Annotated in this window: 21 protein-coding genes, 1 tRNA gene and 1 rRNA gene; 17 read left to right on the forward strand and 6 right to left on the reverse strand. The window is 42.0% G+C overall.

Annotated elements, in window-relative coordinates; all coding sequences use genetic code 11:
* The 3 genes from OCV99_RS00005 to OCV99_RS00015 all read left to right on the forward strand — a co-directional run.
* Positions 1–95: ribosomal RNA gene (locus tag OCV99_RS00005) — 23S ribosomal RNA — on the forward strand; the annotation flags it as partial.
* A gap of 213 nt (positions 96–308) precedes the next feature.
* Positions 309–1,361: a coiled-coil domain-containing protein gene (locus OCV99_RS00010; protein ID WP_158367083.1), complete on the forward strand. Its 1,053-nt coding sequence runs from the start codon at positions 309–311 to the stop codon at positions 1,359–1,361.
* Positions 1,362–1,444: 83 nt separating this feature from the next.
* Positions 1,445–2,977, forward strand: a complete 1,533-nt coding sequence (locus OCV99_RS00015) for a nitrite/sulfite reductase (RefSeq protein ID WP_158367086.1) — start codon at positions 1,445–1,447, stop codon at positions 2,975–2,977.
* Positions 2,978–3,036: 59 nt separating this feature from the next.
* Here the strand turns inward: OCV99_RS00015 and OCV99_RS00020 are convergent, their stop codons facing one another.
* A complete protein-coding gene (locus OCV99_RS00020) occupies positions 3,037–3,894 on the reverse strand; it encodes a polysaccharide deacetylase family protein (RefSeq protein WP_158367089.1) in 858 nt (285 codons plus the stop codon).
* Between the two features lie 63 nt (positions 3,895–3,957).
* Positions 3,958–4,353 carry a hypothetical protein gene (locus tag OCV99_RS00025; protein WP_158367092.1) on the reverse strand — a complete coding sequence of 132 codons (396 nt, stop codon included), beginning with the start codon at positions 4,351–4,353 and terminating at the stop codon, positions 3,958–3,960.
* 160 nt (positions 4,354–4,513) lie between these two features.
* Between OCV99_RS00025 and OCV99_RS00030 the strand changes: the two genes are divergently transcribed.
* The 6 genes from OCV99_RS00030 (at position 4,514) to OCV99_RS00055 (ending at position 8,360) form a co-directional block, all read left to right on the forward strand.
* Entirely contained in the window at positions 4,514–5,026 is a 513-nt protein-coding gene (locus OCV99_RS00030) for a ferritin (protein WP_158367095.1), read from the forward strand.
* A gap of 73 nt (positions 5,027–5,099) precedes the next feature.
* Positions 5,100–5,170: transfer RNA gene (locus OCV99_RS00035), tRNA-Trp, on the forward strand.
* 306 nt (positions 5,171–5,476) lie between these two features.
* Positions 5,477–5,611, forward strand: coding sequence for a hypothetical protein (locus OCV99_RS00040; protein ID WP_262574388.1), 135 nt, complete (start codon positions 5,477–5,479; stop codon positions 5,609–5,611).
* Positions 5,586–6,407, forward strand: coding sequence for a toxin regulator (locus tag OCV99_RS18000; protein ID WP_317247439.1), 822 nt, complete (start codon positions 5,586–5,588; stop codon positions 6,405–6,407). Before OCV99_RS00040 ends, OCV99_RS18000 begins: the two co-directional genes overlap by 26 nt.
* A gap of 530 nt (positions 6,408–6,937) precedes the next feature.
* The gene (locus OCV99_RS00050) at positions 6,938–7,180 is read left to right on the forward strand and encodes a HipA N-terminal domain-containing protein (protein WP_331490590.1); all 243 of its coding nucleotides are present in this window, start codon (positions 6,938–6,940) and stop codon (positions 7,178–7,180) included.
* Positions 7,143–8,360, forward strand: coding sequence for a nucleotidyltransferase domain-containing protein (locus tag OCV99_RS00055; protein WP_227192709.1), 1,218 nt, complete (start codon positions 7,143–7,145; stop codon positions 8,358–8,360). Before OCV99_RS00050 ends, OCV99_RS00055 begins: the two co-directional genes overlap by 38 nt.
* A gap of 23 nt (positions 8,361–8,383) precedes the next feature.
* Here the strand turns inward: OCV99_RS00055 and OCV99_RS00060 are convergent, their stop codons facing one another.
* Positions 8,384–8,716, reverse strand: coding sequence for a hypothetical protein (locus tag OCV99_RS00060; protein ID WP_227192710.1), 333 nt, complete (start codon positions 8,714–8,716; stop codon positions 8,384–8,386).
* Between the two features lie 209 nt (positions 8,717–8,925).
* Between OCV99_RS00060 and nrdD the strand changes: the two genes are divergently transcribed.
* Complete coding sequence (gene nrdD / locus OCV99_RS00065; RefSeq protein WP_158367103.1) at positions 8,926–11,115, forward strand: anaerobic ribonucleoside-triphosphate reductase; 2,190 nt, start codon at positions 8,926–8,928, stop codon at positions 11,113–11,115.
* 8 nt (positions 11,116–11,123) lie between these two features.
* Positions 11,124–11,612, forward strand: a complete 489-nt coding sequence (gene nrdG, locus OCV99_RS00070; RefSeq protein ID WP_158367106.1) for an anaerobic ribonucleoside-triphosphate reductase activating protein — start codon at positions 11,124–11,126, stop codon at positions 11,610–11,612.
* A 34-nt stretch (positions 11,613–11,646) separates the two neighbouring features.
* On the opposite strand, the gene OCV99_RS00075 is transcribed toward nrdG, so the two are convergent.
* Positions 11,647–12,276 (reverse strand): TMEM164 family acyltransferase, encoded by a 630-nt coding sequence (locus OCV99_RS00075; protein ID WP_158367109.1) that lies wholly within the window; start codon positions 12,274–12,276, stop codon positions 11,647–11,649.
* 123 nt (positions 12,277–12,399) lie between these two features.
* On the opposite strand from OCV99_RS00075, the gene OCV99_RS00080 reads away from it, so the two are divergent.
* Both OCV99_RS00080 and OCV99_RS00085 read left to right on the forward strand, forming a co-directional pair.
* Entirely contained in the window at positions 12,400–13,296 is an 897-nt protein-coding gene (locus OCV99_RS00080) for a DMT family transporter (RefSeq protein WP_158367112.1), read from the forward strand.
* A gap of 174 nt (positions 13,297–13,470) precedes the next feature.
* On the forward strand, positions 13,471–13,992 hold the full coding sequence (locus OCV99_RS00085; protein WP_158367115.1) for a CarD family transcriptional regulator: 522 nt from the start codon (positions 13,471–13,473) through the stop codon (positions 13,990–13,992).
* Between the two features lie 37 nt (positions 13,993–14,029).
* On the opposite strand, the gene OCV99_RS00090 is transcribed toward OCV99_RS00085, so the two are convergent.
* On the reverse strand, positions 14,030–15,265 hold the full coding sequence (locus OCV99_RS00090) for a threonine/serine exporter family protein (RefSeq protein ID WP_158367117.1): 1,236 nt from the start codon (positions 15,263–15,265) through the stop codon (positions 14,030–14,032).
* Between the two features lie 164 nt (positions 15,266–15,429).
* Here OCV99_RS00090 and dtd point away from each other — a divergent pair, with 164 nt between their 5' ends.
* On the forward strand, positions 15,430–15,876 hold the full coding sequence (dtd, locus tag OCV99_RS00095; protein ID WP_158367120.1) for a D-aminoacyl-tRNA deacylase: 447 nt from the start codon (positions 15,430–15,432) through the stop codon (positions 15,874–15,876).
* A gap of 119 nt (positions 15,877–15,995) precedes the next feature.
* On the opposite strand, the gene OCV99_RS00100 is transcribed toward dtd, so the two are convergent.
* On the reverse strand, positions 15,996–16,310 hold the full coding sequence (locus OCV99_RS00100) for a YbjQ family protein (RefSeq protein WP_158367123.1): 315 nt from the start codon (positions 16,308–16,310) through the stop codon (positions 15,996–15,998).
* A 165-nt stretch (positions 16,311–16,475) separates the two neighbouring features.
* On the opposite strand from OCV99_RS00100, the gene OCV99_RS00105 reads away from it, so the two are divergent.
* Genes OCV99_RS00105 through lepB form a run of 3 tightly spaced genes read left to right on the forward strand, consistent with a single transcriptional unit; the run spans position 16,476 to position 18,287 of the window.
* Entirely contained in the window at positions 16,476–17,378 is a 903-nt protein-coding gene (locus tag OCV99_RS00105) for a tyrosine-type recombinase/integrase (RefSeq protein WP_227192715.1), read from the forward strand.
* A 13-nt stretch (positions 17,379–17,391) separates the two neighbouring features.
* Positions 17,392–17,658 carry a DNA repair protein gene (locus OCV99_RS00110; RefSeq protein WP_158367126.1) on the forward strand — a complete coding sequence of 89 codons (267 nt, stop codon included), beginning with the start codon at positions 17,392–17,394 and terminating at the stop codon, positions 17,656–17,658.
* Positions 17,655–18,287 carry a signal peptidase I gene (lepB, locus tag OCV99_RS00115; protein ID WP_227192716.1) on the forward strand — a complete coding sequence of 211 codons (633 nt, stop codon included), beginning with the start codon at positions 17,655–17,657 and terminating at the stop codon, positions 18,285–18,287. The genes OCV99_RS00110 and lepB overlap by 4 nt, the downstream gene beginning before the upstream one ends.
* Positions 18,288–18,302: the final 15 nt, after the last annotated feature.

Raw genomic sequence — 18,302 nt, forward strand, 5'->3', positions numbered from 1 at the left:
AAGACCCCTTGAAGACGACGAGGTAGATAGGGCAGAGGTGGAAGCATGGCAACATGTGGAGCTGACTGTTACTAATCGGTCGAGGGCATAACCAAAGCAAGGTGGATAGGAAAAAGATGGATTGAAAAGTATTTCTTATATGCAGTTTTGAAGGTACATAAAATTACTTAAACAGACACTTTTTAGCAGGAAGTGTCTTTTTTTGTTTATATGAATTGAATATAATAATGAATATTTTGCGAGACTCCTTGTATTTTTTTCGATTTCTATTTATAATGCAGATGAATCAAGTAAAGAAAGGATTAACTATGAAAAGAAAATTTAACAGAAAATTTTGTGGCATCCTTGCTCTTACGGTCACTCTAGTGGCAATACCGGTGTCGGCCACCGATGTTCAGAGCCTGGAGAATAAGACAAATGATTTACAAGAAGAACTGGAAGGTGTTAATCAAGAACTTCTGGAGATTAGTAACCAGATAGAAGATACGGAAGCCCAGATTGAAAATGTAAATAATGAAATGCTTCGTCTTGAGGATTCTCTTTCGATTTCAAAAGAAAACGAAGAGCGTCAGTATGAGGCCATGAAAGCACGTATTAAGTATATGTATGAAAATGACGGCTTTTCTATGTTGGAATTTTTGTGCTCGGCAGAAAGTATGTCAGATTTTCTGAACAAGGCAGATTTTGTTCAGAATATTAGTAGTTATGACAGAGAGAAATTTGAGCTGTTGAAAGCAATGCGGGAAGGAATCGATGAGCAAGAAGCAAGTTTAGAAGAAGAGCAGGCCTCTTTGGAAGAGCTTGAAAGTCAATTGAAAGCACAGCAAGAATCATTAGAGAAAAAAGCGGAGGAGACTTCGACGGATTTGAAAGCCTTTAATGCGCAGCTTCAGGCTCTGCGAGAGGAAGAACAGCGCAAAGCGGAAGAAGAAGCAGCAGCGGCAGCGGCTGCGGCGGCTGCTGCTGAAGCCGCAAGTCAGAGTGCTTCAGCCTCTTCGTCTTTTGGAAGTTCTAATGAGAATTCGTCTGGAAGCAAGGATACGGGCAGCAGTAATTCTTCGTCAGGTAATTCGGGTTATGTCTATGCTTCTGGCGGAGCGTTGACACCGGAGAAGGGCGTTGTTTATTATGATGGACATCGAGAAACTTACTATTCTCAGCGAGTGTTGCCGGGGGGCGGTCTCAATATTCCGGGACGTCATGTGGCGGAGGATGGAACAATCAGAGATATTGACGGCTATATTTGTGTGGCAAGCAGTGATTATCCCAGAGGAACTATTGTTAATACATCACTGGGATTAGGAAAGGTCTATGACAGTGGGTGTGCAAGCGGTACGATTGATATCTATACAGATTGGTAAAATGAATGATGAAAGGATTTATTTTTTCTTATAAAAGGTGTATGATAAGAGATAGAAAAAATAGATAATGAGAGGAAAGAAAGATGCAGACAGCAGAATGGAAAGATGATTATAAGGAATTTGAGTTTGTAACTAGACAGTTTTATGCAGGAGAGGTTCCGATGCCGAAGTATAAAGGATTTTCGGGTGGATTTGGAAGTTATGCGCAGAGGGGCGGACAAGCAAGTATGCTGAGACTGCGTTTGCCTGGCGGACGAATTACGAAGGAAAAGCTTGGTTTCATTGTGAATAGTATTGAAAAATACCAGATCAACAAATTACATTTTACAACATGTCAGACGGTGCAGCTTCACAATTTGAATGCGGATGCGGTGTGCGAGCTTGCCGTGGAAGCGTTGGATTATGGAATTGTTACGAGGGGCGGAGGTGGAGATTTCCCGAGAAATGTGATGGTATCACCTCTTGCCGGTGTAGAAGAAGGTGAGTATTTTGATGTTTCGCCATATGCACAGGCTGCTGCAGATTATCTTATGGGATTGATTAAAACGGTAAAACTTCCGAGAAAACTGAAAGTATGTTTTTCTAATTCGCCGGCAAATTTGACGCATGCTACTTTCAGAGATCTTGGATTTGCTGCAAGGGAAGATGGCAGATTTGATGTCTACAGCGCCGGAGGCCTTGGAAACAATCCAAAGCTGGGGATTTTGACTGCACAGGCTGTGGAAGGCAGAAAGATCCTTTATTATATTCAGGCGATGGTAAATTTGTTTACCACATATGGAAATTATGAAAATCGTGCAAAAGCAAGAACCAGATATATGCAGGATGTACTTGGTGATAAGTATGTAGAGGAATTTACAAAGAAGCTGGAAGAAGTGATGGAAAGCGGAGTGAATCTGGATATTGATGTTGAGGAAACTCCGGTGACTAAGCAGGGCGATGGCGTGAAGGTTGAAGACAGAAGAGTCAGTCCGCAGAAACAGGAAGGGCTTTATGCTGTAAAATATCATCCGATTGGCGGATGTCCGTCTCCTGAAAAGATGACAGAGATTTATCAGGCAATTCTAGATATGGATCAGGTGGAACTTCGTCTTGTGCCGGATGAGTCTGTGTATATTATTAATTGTAACGGCAGTGAGGCAGAAAGAATCCTGAAGCTTACTGATGATGGCGCAAAGAATGTATTTGAGAATTCTGTTGCATGTATCGGAGCGTCTATCTGCCAGGTGGGAGTAAGAGATTCCCAGAAATTAATGGCAGATTTGTTGGAAGCTTCCAGAGAATGGGGGTATGCGGACGGCGTATTGCCGCAGATTCATATCTCAGGCTGCCCATCATCCTGCGGAACTCACCAGATTGGAAGGATCGGATTTCGGGGCGGTGTCAAGAAAGTAGAAGGAAAGACAGAACCGGCATTTGTCCTTTATGTAAACGGGGAGGAAGAAGAAGGCGGCGAAAGATTCGGCGAACAAATTGGTACGATTCTGGAAAGAGATATTCCAACATTTTTAAAGGCGCTGGGGCAGGAAATATCTGACAGCGGCTGCAAATACGATGAATGGTATGCGGAACATGCGGACAGGTTTAAGGAGATTGCGGCTCCGTATGTAGGATAATAAGATTTGAGAAATGCAAAAGCAGAGTGTTCAGGAAAGTGTTACACTCTGCTTTTCTTTTACAGAAGGGCACTTAAAGGTTTGAAGCTATAGCCCATTTCTTCCCACTTGGTCAGAAGTTCATCCAGAATTTCCGCATTGGTAGAAGAAGTACTGTGAAGCAGAACAATAGCGCCGGGATGGATGCGGCCAAGCAGTTTGTCGAATGCCTCAGTTTTAGTCGGCTGATCATCCTGATACCAATCCACATAGGCGAGACTCCAGAAGAAGGTCTTATAACCCATTTCCTGAGCCATTTTAAGATTACTTTCACTGTATTTACCCTGGGGAGGCCGGTAGTATTTAGTCATAGAGTCCCCGGTAATATTCTGGTAAATGGTTTCAACTTTGTTTAGTTCTTCTGAAAAAGCTTCTTTTGACGATATTTGGGACATGTCGGGATGGGAATAAGTATGATTACCGACGGTGTGTCCTTCTTCCGTCATACGCTTGATTAAATCAGGATTTTCTTCAATAAAAGTTCCTACAACAAAAAAGGTGGCAGGTGCTTTATGAATTTTTAAGGCATCAAGAATCGGCGCTGTATTTCCGTTCTCGTAGCCGGCATCAAAAGTGAGGTACAGTACTTTTTCTTCTGTCTGTTCTGCATAGTAGGCATCGAATTGTTTCAGCTCTTCTGCGGTAGCATTTGCTACGGGCGGCTTCCCATCCTCCTGAAAACTGAGTCCCCAGTTTCCTTCCGCGGAAGTTTCTACTACTTCCGAATCAGCAGCTCCTGAAGATTTCGCATCAAAATGATTGGCAGATGCTATGTTGAAGTGATCGACTGCCTGGGCGGTAAAACGTCCCGTTAAAAATGCTGCTGCAAACAGGAAGAGAGTTTTGGCAATTTTCTTATAATTAGGTCTGTGCTTCATAAAAGCCTCAAAAGATATTTTTACTTTATTCTATTCCACTTGTACTTTCGTTAGTCATTTTATTTACTTATGCGCTTTAAAATCGTACGCTAACCGTTCCTCGGAGATGTTCAGCTTTTCTTCCAGTTTTTCCAATTCGTACTCCTGCGCCTGATAGTCTGTGTAGGAGAGCCCGCCCTGTAGATACTGACTTTCAATATAATCATCATAGTGTTCTATTTTTTCTTCCACATCTTCTAACTCGCTTTTTAGAACAGAAAAACGTCGAAGGTTTTCGGCCGGAATTTCTCCCGGTACGGCACTATTGGAGTGAAGAGTTACGTCATCTACTGCTTGGGAGAGAAATTCCACAGATTCTTCTGCAAAATAGCTGCTTTTGTTATTTGTATTTCTGCATCCTGTAAGAACAGGAAGGCATAATATAATAAAAAATAAGGTTAATAAAAATTTTTTCTTCATGAGTATTTCCTCGCTTTTTGTATTTGTTAAAAGTATTTTATTTTTTTAGTTTTATCATACGTGGAAAAAGAAGCAAATTTAGCGGATGTTTATAAAGTTGGTTGAAATTGGAAAATAGCAGGCGTATAATAAAGTAGATTAAAAACAGGAGGTAATGCTTATGTTAGATAAAAAAGTGGTAGAATTGTTAAACCAGCAAGTGAATAAGGAATTTTATTCCGCTTACTTATATCTTGATTTTTCTAATTTCTATTATGATGAAGGATTGGAAGGATTTGGAAATTGGTATAAGATTCAGGCACAGGAAGAACGGGATCATGCGATGCTTTTTATTCAGTATTTGCAGAATAACGGCGAGAAAGTGACACTGGAAGCAATTGATAAGCCGGCAGTTACACTTGAGAGCGCCAAGGCTGTACTTGCAGAAGGATTAAAGCATGAGCAGTATGTGACAAGTCTGATCCACAACATCTATGATGCGGCATATTCTGTAAAAGACTTCCGTACAATGCAGTTTTTGGACTGGTTTGTAAAAGAGCAGGGCGAAGAAGAGACCAATGCAGAAGGACTGGTAAAGAAGTTTGAGTTATTCGGAGATGATCCGAAGAGCTTGTATATGTTGGATAATGAGCTGGGAGCGAGGGTATATTCCGCGCCATCATTAGTATTATAAAAAAAGTATTGACAAGAAGCGGTCACTTGTGATATAAATAACTAGTGACCGCTTGAGGTTGCAAATTACATATAGGGGATTGGTCAAATGGTATGACAGGAGTCTCCAAAACTCTTAGCGGGAGTTCGATTCTCTCATCCCCTGTTAAAAATCTAGTAAAAGAAAGGCTTTTCGTATGCCTACTAGAAAAAGTTAACACGAAAGTTAACACAGAAGCGATTGAATGAAAGGTGACAATATAAGTACAATGAAAGAGTGTATTTATATTGTCACTTTTTTGTGTTGGGGGAGCCTTTACATTCGATATAGCAAAAAGAATTTTAAGATAGGCGATATGTATTGGATGCACACATATCAAGAAAATAATTTATCGAACCGAACTTGTTTTTTATCTTGAATATCTTCGTAATTACGAAGATAATTAGCGTAAAAGGGAGAAGGAGAGCGATTATGTTTAAAGAAATGGCCGCAGCCATGCCAGATAGAGAAATAGAGCGGTGCATGTCTATCTTGGTGGAAGGTAGTGTTATTTTGAGCATTAAGCGGGATGTTATACAGAATGCAATTGATAAACATTCAAAGTAGAGACGCAAAACAAAAAGAATACTCTTTGTCATTGCTCCCTGATTCGGTTCGAGAAGTATCGGATGGAATAGAGTATAGAAATGATGGAGAATATCTGTACATACAATATATGGTTGCAAAGGGATATAGTGAGTATTGGAAGAGTAATATGTTTATATTAAACTATTCATCTATTTCATCGCAATTGAGAAAAGCAAAAGATAAAAAGAAAGAATTAAAAAGTCAAAATACGGCCTTATTGGAAGAAAATAGCAATTTAAAACTTGAAAATGATGAACTCTCGAATGGCGCGCAAAAACAATTGTCGGATATTAAGAATGCTTATGAAAAGGGTGAGTGGCAGAATGTGATAGATTTATCAAGTGCTCTTCATGAGAAGTATAATGGAAGTGAAGAAGATATAGAAGCACAACAGTTAGCAAAAACAAGTCAGGAGAATATAGATAAACAAAAGGCGGCAGAAGAAGCTGAGAAAGCTAAAGGTTATGAAACGGGTATTACATATGATCAACTTGCAAGAACTCCCGATGATTACGAAGGACAGAAAATTAAGTTCTATGGAAAAGTCATTCAGGTAATGGAATCAGATAGTTCGGTAACAATAAGATTAGCGGTGAATGATGATTATGATACAATATTATATGGACAATATTCTAAATCAATAGTATCATCACGGGTTTTGGAAGATGATTATATTACTGTATATGGAACTTCAGTAGGAACTATTAGTTATCAGTCTACAATGGGTGGAACGATAACTATACCGGGAGTTTATATAGAAAAAATAGAGCAGTAAATGTATAAGTACCTTAAGTCTATTCAAAAATGGGTAAGTAGAAATTGAATGAAGGAATACTTCAATGTTGAAAATTCGACTCAATACATGAGTAAAACACCTGCCACGTTTGGACAAAAATGTTTTGGTTTTGAAATTCTTGCTACTAATACCATATATAGTATGTTAAATTAACGAAAATGGCCTTATTTTTGGCTTGAAGCTGGACACCCTAAGAAGATTACACCCGACATCAGAAAAACCAAATTTAAGCCATAAAACACTTGATAACTATAGAGAATTAAAATAAAGAAATGAGCCTGACGGATTGAAAAATCAATCTTCAAGGCTCTGGGTTCTAAGTTGGAAAGTATTATAATCTGAGAAAGATATGCTTATTAGTTGTAGATTAGGGGTTGTCGGGAAATAGACAGCCCCTTTTTCTTTATTGTATTTTTTTAGAAGTATGATAATATAATAATAGATAAGATATTAGATATTTTGATTAAAAAACGGTATTTTAGATATTATATTATCTGTAAAGGAGAAAAATGGAACAGTTTGTCGGAACTCTGGATATGACTACCAGCCGTAAGGCGGCGTTTCAATACAGTGATGAATGGATGGAAAATGGATTTTCTATCAGTCCGTTTTCCCTGCCGCTAAAAAAGCAGGTGTTTATTCTAACAAAAGATTATTTCAGCGGTTTGTTTGGTGTTTTCCGAAAATATGCAGATAAAAATTGGAAGAGATATTATGAAAACAGAAGAATTATTGACAGGACTGCTTTCTGATTATATTCATGACAGCAGAGGAAAATATATATCAGCAGAACTTTTGAAAACGGAAGTGACAGAAGAGGGCTGGGAAGAACTTTTAATGTTGGCGCGCATACATGGCGTGGGCGGCATGGTGTATCTTGTCCTGAGAGATTTCGGAAGTGATATGAAGGAAATAGCCGGACGGTTTCGGCGGGAGTTTGAGTTGGCTGTTGTGCATGCGCTGAAGCAGGAGTCAGGGATGGAGAGCCTTGAGCTGGCGCTTGAGAAAGCAGAGATACCGCACATTTTTTTCAAGGGATGGGAGCTTAGAAATTATTATCCTGTGCCTGAAGTTAGAATGATGTCGGATGTAGATTTCCTGATACGGGAAAGAGACAGGAAGAAGGCGTGTGAAGCTCTTGAAGCGGTGGGATTTCTGGCGGAAGGCGCGGAGAAAGAGGTATTGTGTTACTATAAGGAAGGACTCCATCTGGAGATGCATTGCCGGATAAGGGCAGTGCTAGACAACGGGGCGGACGGTACGGGATGGTTTAGAGAGGCATTTTCTTATGGCGTATTTGAACCGGGAGAATACAGTGGATATTTTGAACCGGAATATCATTTTGTCTTTCTCTTATTTCATTTGGCGAAGCATATGAATTCTACGGGAGCGGGAGTGAGAATGTTTCTGGATATAGCGGTGTTCTGGAGACGGTTTGGAAGCGGTATGGACAAGGAGAGGATTCGCCGTATGCTGGATGAACTTCATCTGGGATTATTTTCAGAGCAGGTATTCTGGCTATGTGGGGAATGGTTTCATGTAGAGATACCGGGCGGCAGAAAGCCGGAAAAAGAGCTGTATGAGATACTGGCCGATTATGTCTTTTCAGGCGGAACATTCGGAAAGCGTAAGCGTACGATTGCAGATATGTATTCACGGGAAAGTGTGACAGAAGAAAATATAGGAAGTATGAGCCGGCAAAGACGGGAAGGTTTGCTGCGGTATTTTTTCCCATCCCGGGAGCGTATGGCGGGAATCCTTCCTGCCGTAGAGAAATATCCGGTTTTGCTGCCGGCAGCGTGGGTAATTCGGTGGTATCATGGACTCTTTTTGCGGAGAAAGCAATCCGTAAAAGTGCTGAAGGCGATTGGAAAGGGGAATCCTGCTGCAGAGAGAGAGTACCGGATGCTGAAGGGGTTAGGTTTAAAGTAAGAGGAAGAGGCTGTGCAGCCTCTTCATTTTTGGGAATCTTCCTGAAAGTACAGAAATTGCTGTTCGAGGTTTTTTTGTTCTGATTCAGACAGGCTGTCAAGAAGCTGTTCCATGTCTTTTCGGATCTTTGCCGGATTATAGGGAATTTCCAGAGCAAAATCGCTGTAGGCGCGGATTTTTTCAAAATACAGGGATGCCTCCGGCAGTTCGCCTGAAGCCCGGCACATGTGGTACATAACAACACAATCCGATGCATCGGTGTCTGCACATCTTTTGCAAATCCATTTTCCAAGAAAATAATAACTGCCTCCTATTTCATAGAGGAAACCAGAGGAATGTAATAATTGCTCTAACATAATAAAATCCTTTCGTCAGATATATAATTGTTAATCTAAGTATACTAAATTTTACATAAAAATAAAAGGAAATAATTTTTTTTAAAAATATGAAAATAAAGCTTCCCTTTTTCGATATTTTGAGGTAATATAGATAACGGACACACAAGATATTGTGTAGACGGTGGAAGAATGTCAACATTTGGTGCAATAAGAGTGAGGAGAGGACTATGGATATTGTAGTAAAAAATAAAGTAATTAAGAGAAACGGGGAAGAAGTTGAGTTTGATATAACCAAGATCATTAATGCTATCAATGCAGCGAATAATGAAGTTGAAAATATTTATAAGATGAATGAATATCAGATTCGGGCAATTGCGGATGATATTGCACAGCAGGTGCAGAAGATTACGCATGCGGTAAATGTAGAAGATATTCAGGATATGGTAGAAACCAGCATCATGGGAATGCGTGGATATGAAGTAGCTCAGAAGTATGTGCGTTACCGCTATAAGAGAGAGCTCGCCCGTAAGTCTAACACGACAGATAATGGAATACTGGCATTGATTGAGCATTTGAATGAGGAAGTGAATCAGGAGAATTCCAACAAGAATCCTGTGATTAATTCTACGCAGCGCGATTATATGGCGGGTGAGGTGAGCAAGGATCTGTCCAGGCGCGTGCTTTTGCCGGAGGAAATTGTACAGGCACATGAAGAAGGTATTATCCATTTTCATGATTCAGATTATTTTGCACAGAAAGAGCATAACTGCGATTTGATTAATCTGGAGGATATGCTTCAGAATGGAACAGTTATCAGTGAGACGTTGATTGAAAAGCCTCACAGCTTCTTCACTGCATGTAATGTAACGACGCAGATTGTGGCACAGGTCGCAAGCAACCAGTACGGCGGACAGTCGTTTACTCTGGCGCATCTGGCACCGTTTGTGGATATCAGCAGGCAGAAGCTGAAAAAGCTTGTCATTGAAGAGCGCCGGGAGTGCAAAGAGAGCATGGATGAGGAAATCATCGACAGAATTACGGAGAAGCGTCTGAAAGAGGAGATAAAGAGCGGTATCCAGACAATTCAATATCAGTTAATTACGCTGATGACATGTAACGGGCAGGCTCCTTTTGTAACGGTGTTCATGTATCTGGATGAGGTGCCGGAAGGACAGCTCAGGGAAGACCTTGCCATGATTATTGAAGAAGTTCTTAAGCAGAGGATGCAGGGGGTTAAAAATGAGAAGGGCGTGTGGATTACGCCGGCTTTCCCGAAGCTGATTTATGTGTTGGATGAGGACAATATTACAGAGGATGCTCCTTATTGGCACCTGACAGAGCTGGCGGCAAAGTGTACGGCTAAGAGGATGGTTCCGGATTATATTTCTGCCAAGATTATGAAGGAGCTTAAGAGAGGAGAGGTGTATCCGTGTATGGGATGCCGTTCTTTCCTGACGGTAGAGGATTCCCAGATGAAGGAAGACGGGAAGCATAAATTCTACGGAAGGTTTAACCAGGGAGTTGTTACCATTAATCTTGTGGATGTGGCATGTTCTTCGAAAGGAGACATGGACAGATTCTGGGAAATTCTGGATGAAAGGCTGGAGCTGTGCCACAGGGCGCTCCGCTGCCGTCATGAGAGACTTTTGGGAACAATTTCCGATGTGGCTCCGATTCTGTGGCAGTATGGTGCGCTGGCGCGCCTTAAAAAGGGAGAGAAGATAGACAAGCTTTTATATAATGGATATTCTACGATTTCTCTTGGATATGCGGGCCTTTATGAGATGTGTGTGAGAATGCTTGGAAAGTCTCACACAGACCCTGAAGCAAGACCGTTTGCAATGGCGGTAATGCAGCGTTTGAATGATAAGTGTAATGAATGGAAGCAGGCAGAGAACATCAGTTATTCCGTATATGGAACGCCGATGGAATCTACAACTTACAAGTTTGCAAAATGTCTGCAGAAAAGGTTTGGAATTATCGAAGGTGTTACAGATAAGAATTATATTACAAACAGCTATCATGTACATGTATCTGAGATGATTAATGCATTTGATAAACTGGAATTCGAGGCGGAATTCCAGAAGTTGTCTCCGGGCGGGGCAATTAGCTATGTGGAAGTGCCGAATATGCAGGATAACATCCCGGCAGTGTTGTCGGTTATGCGGTTTATTTATGACCATATTATGTATGCAGAATTGAATACAAAGAGTGACTTCTGTGAAGAATGTGGTTATGCTGGAGAAATCCTGATTAAAGAGGATGAGTCAGGGAAATTGATTTGGGAATGCCCCAATTGTGGAAATAGAGACCAAAATAAAATGGCGGTTGCCAGAAGGACTTGCGGTTACATCGGGACACAGTTCTGGAACCAGGGAAGGACACAGGAGATTAAGGACAGGGTACTTCATTTGTAGGTGAAAATATGAATTATGCTAATATTAAAAAATATGATATAGCAGATGGCCCGGGAGTGAGAGTAAGCCTCTTTGTCTCCGGGTGCCGCCATCACTGCAAAGGATGCTTTAATGCAGAGACATGGGATTTCAACTATGGACAGCCTTATACGGCTGAGACGGAGGCAGAGATTATAGACGCTTTGAAGTCTTCTTATATTGCAGGATTTACGCTGTTGGGGGGAGAACCTTTTGAACCTGAGAACCAGGTGGAGATGGTGAAGCTTCTGAAAAAAATCCGTGAAACTTATCCGGAGAAAAGCATCTGGTGTTATACAGGCTATCTGTATGATGTGGACCTGATTCCGAGCGGCAAAGTATTTACGGAAGTGACACAGGAAATGCTTTCCTATATTGATACGTTGGTAGACGGAGAATTTATCGAGGAAGAGAAGGATCTGTCGCTTAAGTTCCGGGGCAGCAGAAACCAGCGGATAATTCATCTGCATGAAGAATAAGAATTTACGGGGATGTTTTCTGGCATCCCCATTTTTAATGGCAGCTTTTCTTTAATATTTGTCTCCAAATAAAATGAAAAATCCCCGCGCCAAGGATCGTGGCGGCTATATAGATGAGAATTCCGGCATTATTTCCCAAGGCATCGGCAATATTTCGAAAGACCTTCTGGGACATACGGTGAGCCGGATTGATGTAAAACATATTGATGGAGCCCAAAGAACCAAAGCATACGTTGAATATGCTGGCAATGCCGCAGCAGGACAGGTAAATATATACACTGTTTTTGAAATCATTCCAGCTCTGCGGGCGGCAGGAAACACCTGCGGTAATTCCGATAATAATGAGAAAGATATGCCACAGGTAGGAGTGGCAGGTAAGCGGGAAAAAGCTGTACTTCATGCCACTGGTATCAAAAAAAGCAAAGATGCCACCCAGCAGCCCAAAATCCATGAGAAATGCTTCCATTGCCCTGTGGATGGATTCCGGTACGGCAAAAGGAAGCAGAAGGCAGACATACATAGGAATGCTGCACAATTGGAATGGGAAGTACCACCAGTCATAGGAGCCTGGGTTTACAATATAAGTAAGGCAGTACTGCTTCCAGATTTCGCTGAGAAGCAGGATGATACCAAAAATAAAAAAAATACGGTTCTGTCTGCGCATAATAAAATCCTCGCTTTCTTCGTATAGTATACCTGATTTTGAAGAATTTGAAAACACATTTGAAATTACGGGAAAATGTGGTAAGATAGACAAGGAAATTTAAAATAGAAGGAAATGAGACAAATGAAAACGAAAAATGCATTGATATTATTTTTGACAGCATTCATATGGGGAACGGCATTTGTGGCACAGAGCCTGGGAATGGATAATATGGAGCCGTTTGCCTTTAATGGGATCCGCAGCATCATAGGAGGAATCGCGCTGCTGCCCTGCATTTTTATATTGGATAAGCTGGGAATGGGAAAAGAGAATAAAGGAACGAGAAAGGATCTGATTCTTGGCGGTATCTGCTGCGGTGTGCTTTTATTTGCAGCAAGCAGTCTGCAGCAGCATGGAATCCGGTATACAACAGCCGGAAAAGCAGGATTTATTACAGCATTTTATATTGTGCTGGTTCCGGTGCTTGGGATTTTCTTCAAGAAAAAGACCGGATGGAAGATATGGACGGCGGTTGCGATTGCGCTGGTTGGGCTGTATTTCCTGTGTATAACGGAATCTTTCCATGTGGGAAAGGGAGATGTTTATATTTTCTTGTGCGCACTATTGTTTTCACTGCATATTCTCACGATTGATTATTTTGCCCCCAGGACGGATGGAGTGAAGATGTCCTGCATTCAGTTCTTTGTGGCAGGGATTCTTTCCATTCCGCCGATGCTTCTGACAGAGACAACCACGATCAGCGCTGTGAGGGCAAGTATGGGACCAATTTTATATGCGGGAGTGCTGTCCTGTGGTGTTGCCTATACGCTGCAGATTATCGGACAGAAGAATATGAATCCGGCGGTTGCGTCTTTGATTTTAAGTCTGGAGTCTTGTATCTCCGTGCTTGCTGGCTGGGCGGTGTTGGGGGAACAGTTGTCCGCGAGAGAATCCCTGGGATGCGTATTGATGTTTGCGGCCATTATTCTGGCTCAGTTACCAGATAAAAAAGAGGAGAGTTATTGTGAAAATACACAATAGCAAGGGGTAGATTATATGTAAAAATAAACAAAAATTTTGAATTGTGTATATATTTACTTACCAAAACAAAAATTTTGTGATAAGATAATAGTGGAATAAGTTTGAAATCCGTGTCGCTGTACCAGTGAGCGGATTTTTTTACAGGGCTATATTATGAAAGAAAGGAGAATCAGAATGTTCGAGACAGGAAACTATGTTGTTTGTGGTCAGCATGGGGTGTGCAGGGTTGAATGCATGGGACCGTTAAAATTGACTGAGGTGTCCGGAGACAGAATTTATTATACCTTGTCACAGGTATATTCACAGAGCGGCGTTATCTATGTACCGGCAGACAGTGATAAGATTATTATGCGCCCGGTTATATCGCGGGAAGAAGCCGGAAGGCTGATTGATGAGATGGAAGATATGGATATGCTCTGGGTGGAGAATGAAAAGAAAAGAGAAGATGTGTTTAAGCAGGCACTGCGAAGCTGTGATATCAGAGAATGGGTGAGGATTATTAAGACGCTGTATGCCAGGAAACAAGAGAGGCTTGCCCGGGGGAAGAAAGTGACTGCAAGCGATGAGCGGTTTCTTCATGCTGCGGAAGAAAACCTGTACGGAGAACTGGCGGTTTCCCTTGGTAAGAAGAAAGAAGAGATAGAGGAATATATTATAAACAGGATTGAAAAAAGAAAAGTAGATGCTGTTTCATAGAGAGAGACGGAGGTATTTGCAGCCTCCGTCTTTCGTTTTATGAGTTTTTGCCAATATGATAATCTTTTTTCAGCGCAAGCATCGTATACCTTGCTATCATGTCTACAATAATAAATCCGAATGCAATGGCAAGGCAGGTGGCAAGCAGAATAATTGTTTCGGAAAATGCCAGTTCTATATTTCTGCTTACGCATCCGTACATCATGTAATATAGATTGGGTCCCGGTATCAGTGGGAACACAGATGCAGTAAGGAAGATGGTGGAGGGGGCTTTATTTATTCGGGACATGATGAATGCATAAAGCGCCACAAAAATGGAGGCCACCAGAGTTGCCAGAAAATTGCTTGGTTCAAGTTCATATACGATCAGATAAATCCCCCAGGTAAAAAATGCTCCCACGCTGGAATACAGTACCTGTCTGCCGCGGATTTTGAACCACAGTGCGAAGCCGGTGCATGCAACGGTACAGGAGATAAGCTGAACCGGAATGCTGTGGTTGAGAATGAATCCCTCAGAGGAAACATCATTCAGAAGGAGCATGGCAAGTGCGATTCCGAATGCAATTCCGGCCGCTCCCAGGAAAGAATTCATAATATTGAGTGCGCCGGATATAAAATCACGCTGCAGAAGATCCCGGATTCCGTTGGTGGTTCCCAGGGCGCTGATTAACAGCATGACGATTCCGATCATAATACGGTCAGGATGGTTTCCGATGCCAAGCCTTACCATTCCGAGGATAATCAGTTCTGACAGGAAGGAGAGAGTCATATTATAGATCAGAAGATTGTTTTCTCTTTTACTCAGCCAGTTACCTACAACAACAATCATCAGAGACACAACAGCTGCAACGACGGCGTCCATAAAGTCGCAGCCGAAGAAAACAGCAAACCCGGTTCCGCCCATAACGCCGGCGAAATATTGTATGGCAGGATGCTGCTTTTTACGATTCATGGTTTCTATAAATTTTTCATGTAATTCTTTTTCATCAGGACTATTCTTGCAGACATAGCGGCATAGATTGTTCAGATAATCCAGCCGGTCAAAATTAATATCTGTTGCTTCAATGTGGCGGATCTGCGTAATAATGTCACCGTCTGGTGTCTCTACGGTTATCTGGATATTGCTTGGGATTACAAATACATCATAATGAATGAATCCGTAACCTTTACACATACGGTAAAGACTGTCCTCCAGCCGGAAATTCTCAGCGCCGCTTTTTAACATAGCTTCTCCAATGTCAAGAATGCCCTGCAAAATTCTTTTGTAGTTCATAAAATCCTCCTGAAAAATCGAAAAAAGTAACAAATGAATCATAGCATGGTTTTGTAAAATGTCAATGTAGTTTTTGCAAAATTTTTGTTGACAAGTCGTCCGGATTCATTGATGATAGAGAATATGGTTAATAGTATTCGAGAAAGACAGGAGGAGACAAAAAGATGCGGTTTGTGATACAGCGTGTGAGCCATGCAGATGTGAAGGTGGATGGCGAGACGTTAGGCGAGATAGGAAAAGGATTTATGGTTCTGATTGGCGTGGCTGATTCTGACACGAAGGAGATTGCCGATAAGATGGTGAAGAAAATGTTGGGGCTGCGCATTTTTGAAGATGAACAGGGGAAGACGAATCTTTCACTGGATACGGTAGGGGGAAGCCTTCTGCTGATTTCGCAGTTTACTTTATATGCGAACTGTAAGAAGGGGAACCGCCCCAGTTTTATTGAAGCCGGTGAGCCGAAGATGGCGGAAGAGATGTATGAATATATTATTGCTAAATGTAAAGAGAGCGTGGGGTCTGTGGAAAAAGGAAGCTTTGGAGCCGATATGAAGGTAAGCCTGACAAATGACGGACCATTTACCATTATACTGGATTCTGAGAAGCTTTAGAATTGAAGTTTACAAAAAGCGGAGGCTGCAGTCCCTGATTTAATAAATTGATTTTCAAAAGACTTCAATGCCTCCGCTTCTATCTGATATAGCTCTAATATAAATATTCTGTAACTTCGTTAGTTTATGAATTTTACGGCAGTTCCGTATGCCATGATCTCAGCGGCTCCCTGTACGACTGTGCTGGAGGCATAGCGGATATTTACTACTGCATCAGCGCCCATAGCGGCAGCGTCCTCTGCCATGCGTTTCGTTGCGGTAGCCCTTGCTTCATTCATCATTTCTGTGTAAGAAGTAAGTTCGCCGCCTACCAGAGTTTTGAAGCTGTTCATAATATCTTTCCCAATATGTACGGACTGAATCATAGTTCCTCTTACCAGTCCGATCATTTCAAATTTTTTCCCTTCAATATAATCTGTGTTTACCAGAATCATAATCTGACCTCCTTTTGTATTATTTAATTAATACAATTATATACCTGTCACTTATAAATTACAAGTTTTTTTTCGTTTATTGTGGGAATGAATAAAAAAGAGAGTTACCATTCACGGCAACCCACCAGCATGCAGATTGTTATCTATACAAGAAGGAGGTTCACTATGGGAAAGAAAATGACGAAAGCACAGATAAAACAGTTTCAAAGCGTACTAATGAATAATGAACAAAGTACCGCTACCATACAAAAATATCTTCGTGATGTGAAAGCTTTTTGGACTTTTGCCGGAGATGAGACTGTAACAAAGGAAACGGTGATTCAGTATAAGCGGTATTTGCAAGAAAATTATAAGCCTTCCAGCGTTAATTCTATGTTGGCCGCTATCAATAGTTTTTTTCGGGTAATGGGCTGGTTTGAGTGCGTGGTAAAGACACTGAAGGTGCAGCGGCAGGCATTTCGTTCCAGAGAACGGGAGCTGACAAGGGAAGAATATTTTCGCCTTTTGAAAGCGGCGAAAGACAAAGAAAATATCCGGTTGTATTTGCTGATGCAAACTCTTTGTTCTACAGGTATCCGTGTCAGTGAGCTGCCATTTATTACGGTGGAAGCGGTCAGGAGCGGAAGGGCAGCAGTTTGCCTGAAAGGAAAAAACCGGATAGTTTTGCTTCCTGCGAATCTGTGTAGGGAGCTGCTCCGTTATGCAAGGAAGAAAGGGATAAAGAAGGGAAGCATCTTTGTAACCAGAAGCGGCAGACCGATGGATCGGAGCAACATTCTGCATGAGATGAAGAATCTGTGTCCGGAAGCAGGTGTGGAACGGAACAAGGTATTTCCCCATAACCTGCGGCATCTGTTTGCCTGTCTCTTTTATAAGGCAGAAAAAGACCTGAGCCGCCTGGCAGATTTGCTGGGTCATTCCAATATCAATACTACAAGAATTTATACTTGTGTTAGTGGTAATGAGCAGGAGCGTCAGATTGAGAACCTGGGGTTGGTGTTGACGGAAAAAAAACCACATAATGTCCGTTATGTGGTGTGGATGAAGAGAAGTGGGGAAATATCTTGAGGAGAGATAAACAATGACAGATAAGGAACTGAAGCGCCTGAGTCGTGCGGAACTTTTAGAACTGCTTTTGACACAGATGGAAGAGAATGAAAAATTAAGAAAGCAGCTTCGGAAGGCACAGGCTGCCCTGAGAGACCGAAGAATTGAGATAGAGAATGCAGGGAGTATGGCAGAAGCGGCTCTTCGGCTTACTTGTATATTTGAAGATGCAGATCGGGCGGCAAGGCTGTATCTGGAAAATATTCAGCGGATGGCCCGCAAGGGTGGTGAAGAGCTATGACTGGCAGGAGGTTCACGGGATGCCTCCGGAAAAAAAGAAAGAAAAACCGGACAAAGATTCCGGAATCTATGCCTACGGCAGATCAGGTCCGGGCAGAGCTTGCACGGGAGCGAGGACGTCTCCGCTATGGACAGATCCTTCGAAGCACGCTGTTTACCTTTGTAGTAGCGGCAGCGGCAGCAGTCCTTGTTGCAGTACTGGTAATGCCGGTTTTGCGGATTTATGGCAGTTCTATGAATCCGACGTTGACGGAAGGGGAAATTGTGGTTTCGGTTAAGGGGGCAGATTTTGAGCAGGGAGACCTGATTGCTTTCTATTTGGGAAATAAAATCCTGGTTAAGAGATATATAGCAGGTTCCGGACAGTGGGTAGACATTGATGAAGAGGGAAATGTCTATGTGGATAAAAAGCCGCTGGAAGAGCCGTATCTGACCCAAAAGGCACTGGGGGAGTGTGATCTAGATCTGCCATATCAGGTTCCGGAGGGAAGAATATTTGTAATGGGAGATCATCGTTCTACTTCGGTGGACTCTCGCAGCAAGACAGTGGGCTGTGTCGCTGACGAACAGATTGTAGGTAAGATCGTATTCCGGGTCTGGCCGTTGAGTGAATTCGGAACGGTGAAATAGAGAGGATGGTGAGAA

This window comes from Dorea acetigenes (assembly GCF_025567385.1).
Classification (GTDB): Bacteria; Bacillota; Clostridia; order Lachnospirales; family Lachnospiraceae; genus Claveliimonas; species Claveliimonas acetigenes.

Excerpts from the sequence above, each read along its gene's own strand:
- OCV99_RS00090 (WP_158367117.1), bottom strand. The coding sequence starts at position 15,265 with ATGAACTACAAAAGAATTTTGCAGGGCATTCTTGACATTGGAGAAGCT.
- OCV99_RS00025 (WP_158367092.1), bottom strand. The coding sequence starts at position 4,353 with ATGAAGAAAAAATTTTTATTAACCTTATTTTTTATTATATTATGCCTT.
- OCV99_RS00020 (WP_158367089.1), bottom strand. The coding sequence starts at position 3,894 with ATGAAGCACAGACCTAATTATAAGAAAATTGCCAAAACTCTCTTCCTG.
- OCV99_RS00010 (WP_158367083.1), top strand. The coding sequence starts at position 309 with ATGAAAAGAAAATTTAACAGAAAATTTTGTGGCATCCTTGCTCTTACG.
- OCV99_RS00105 (WP_227192715.1), top strand. The coding sequence starts at position 16,476 with ATGGGAAAGAAAATGACGAAAGCACAGATAAAACAGTTTCAAAGCGTA.
- OCV99_RS00075 (WP_158367109.1), bottom strand. The coding sequence starts at position 12,276 with ATGCGCAGACAGAACCGTATTTTTTTTATTTTTGGTATCATCCTGCTT.
- OCV99_RS00030 (WP_158367095.1), top strand. The coding sequence starts at position 4,514 with ATGTTAGATAAAAAAGTGGTAGAATTGTTAAACCAGCAAGTGAATAAG.
- nrdD (WP_158367103.1), top strand. The coding sequence starts at position 8,926 with ATGGATATTGTAGTAAAAAATAAAGTAATTAAGAGAAACGGGGAAGAA.
- OCV99_RS00080 (WP_158367112.1), top strand. The coding sequence starts at position 12,400 with ATGAAAACGAAAAATGCATTGATATTATTTTTGACAGCATTCATATGG.
- OCV99_RS00085 (WP_158367115.1), top strand. The coding sequence starts at position 13,471 with ATGTTCGAGACAGGAAACTATGTTGTTTGTGGTCAGCATGGGGTGTGC.
- dtd (WP_158367120.1), top strand. The coding sequence starts at position 15,430 with ATGCGGTTTGTGATACAGCGTGTGAGCCATGCAGATGTGAAGGTGGAT.
- OCV99_RS00050 (WP_331490590.1), top strand. The coding sequence starts at position 6,938 with ATGGAACAGTTTGTCGGAACTCTGGATATGACTACCAGCCGTAAGGCG.
- OCV99_RS00060 (WP_227192710.1), bottom strand. The coding sequence starts at position 8,716 with ATGTTAGAGCAATTATTACATTCCTCTGGTTTCCTCTATGAAATAGGA.
- OCV99_RS00100 (WP_158367123.1), bottom strand. The coding sequence starts at position 16,310 with ATGATTCTGGTAAACACAGATTATATTGAAGGGAAAAAATTTGAAATG.
- OCV99_RS00015 (WP_158367086.1), top strand. The coding sequence starts at position 1,445 with ATGCAGACAGCAGAATGGAAAGATGATTATAAGGAATTTGAGTTTGTA.
- OCV99_RS18000 (WP_317247439.1), top strand. The coding sequence starts at position 5,586 with ATGCAATTGATAAACATTCAAAGTAGAGACGCAAAACAAAAAGAATAC.
- lepB (WP_227192716.1), top strand. The coding sequence starts at position 17,655 with ATGACTGGCAGGAGGTTCACGGGATGCCTCCGGAAAAAAAGAAAGAAA.
- nrdG (WP_158367106.1), top strand. The coding sequence starts at position 11,124 with ATGAATTATGCTAATATTAAAAAATATGATATAGCAGATGGCCCGGGA.
- OCV99_RS00055 (WP_227192709.1), top strand. The coding sequence starts at position 7,143 with ATGAAAACAGAAGAATTATTGACAGGACTGCTTTCTGATTATATTCAT.
- OCV99_RS00040 (WP_262574388.1), top strand. The coding sequence starts at position 5,477 with ATGTTTAAAGAAATGGCCGCAGCCATGCCAGATAGAGAAATAGAGCGG.
- OCV99_RS00110 (WP_158367126.1), top strand. The coding sequence starts at position 17,392 with ATGACAGATAAGGAACTGAAGCGCCTGAGTCGTGCGGAACTTTTAGAA.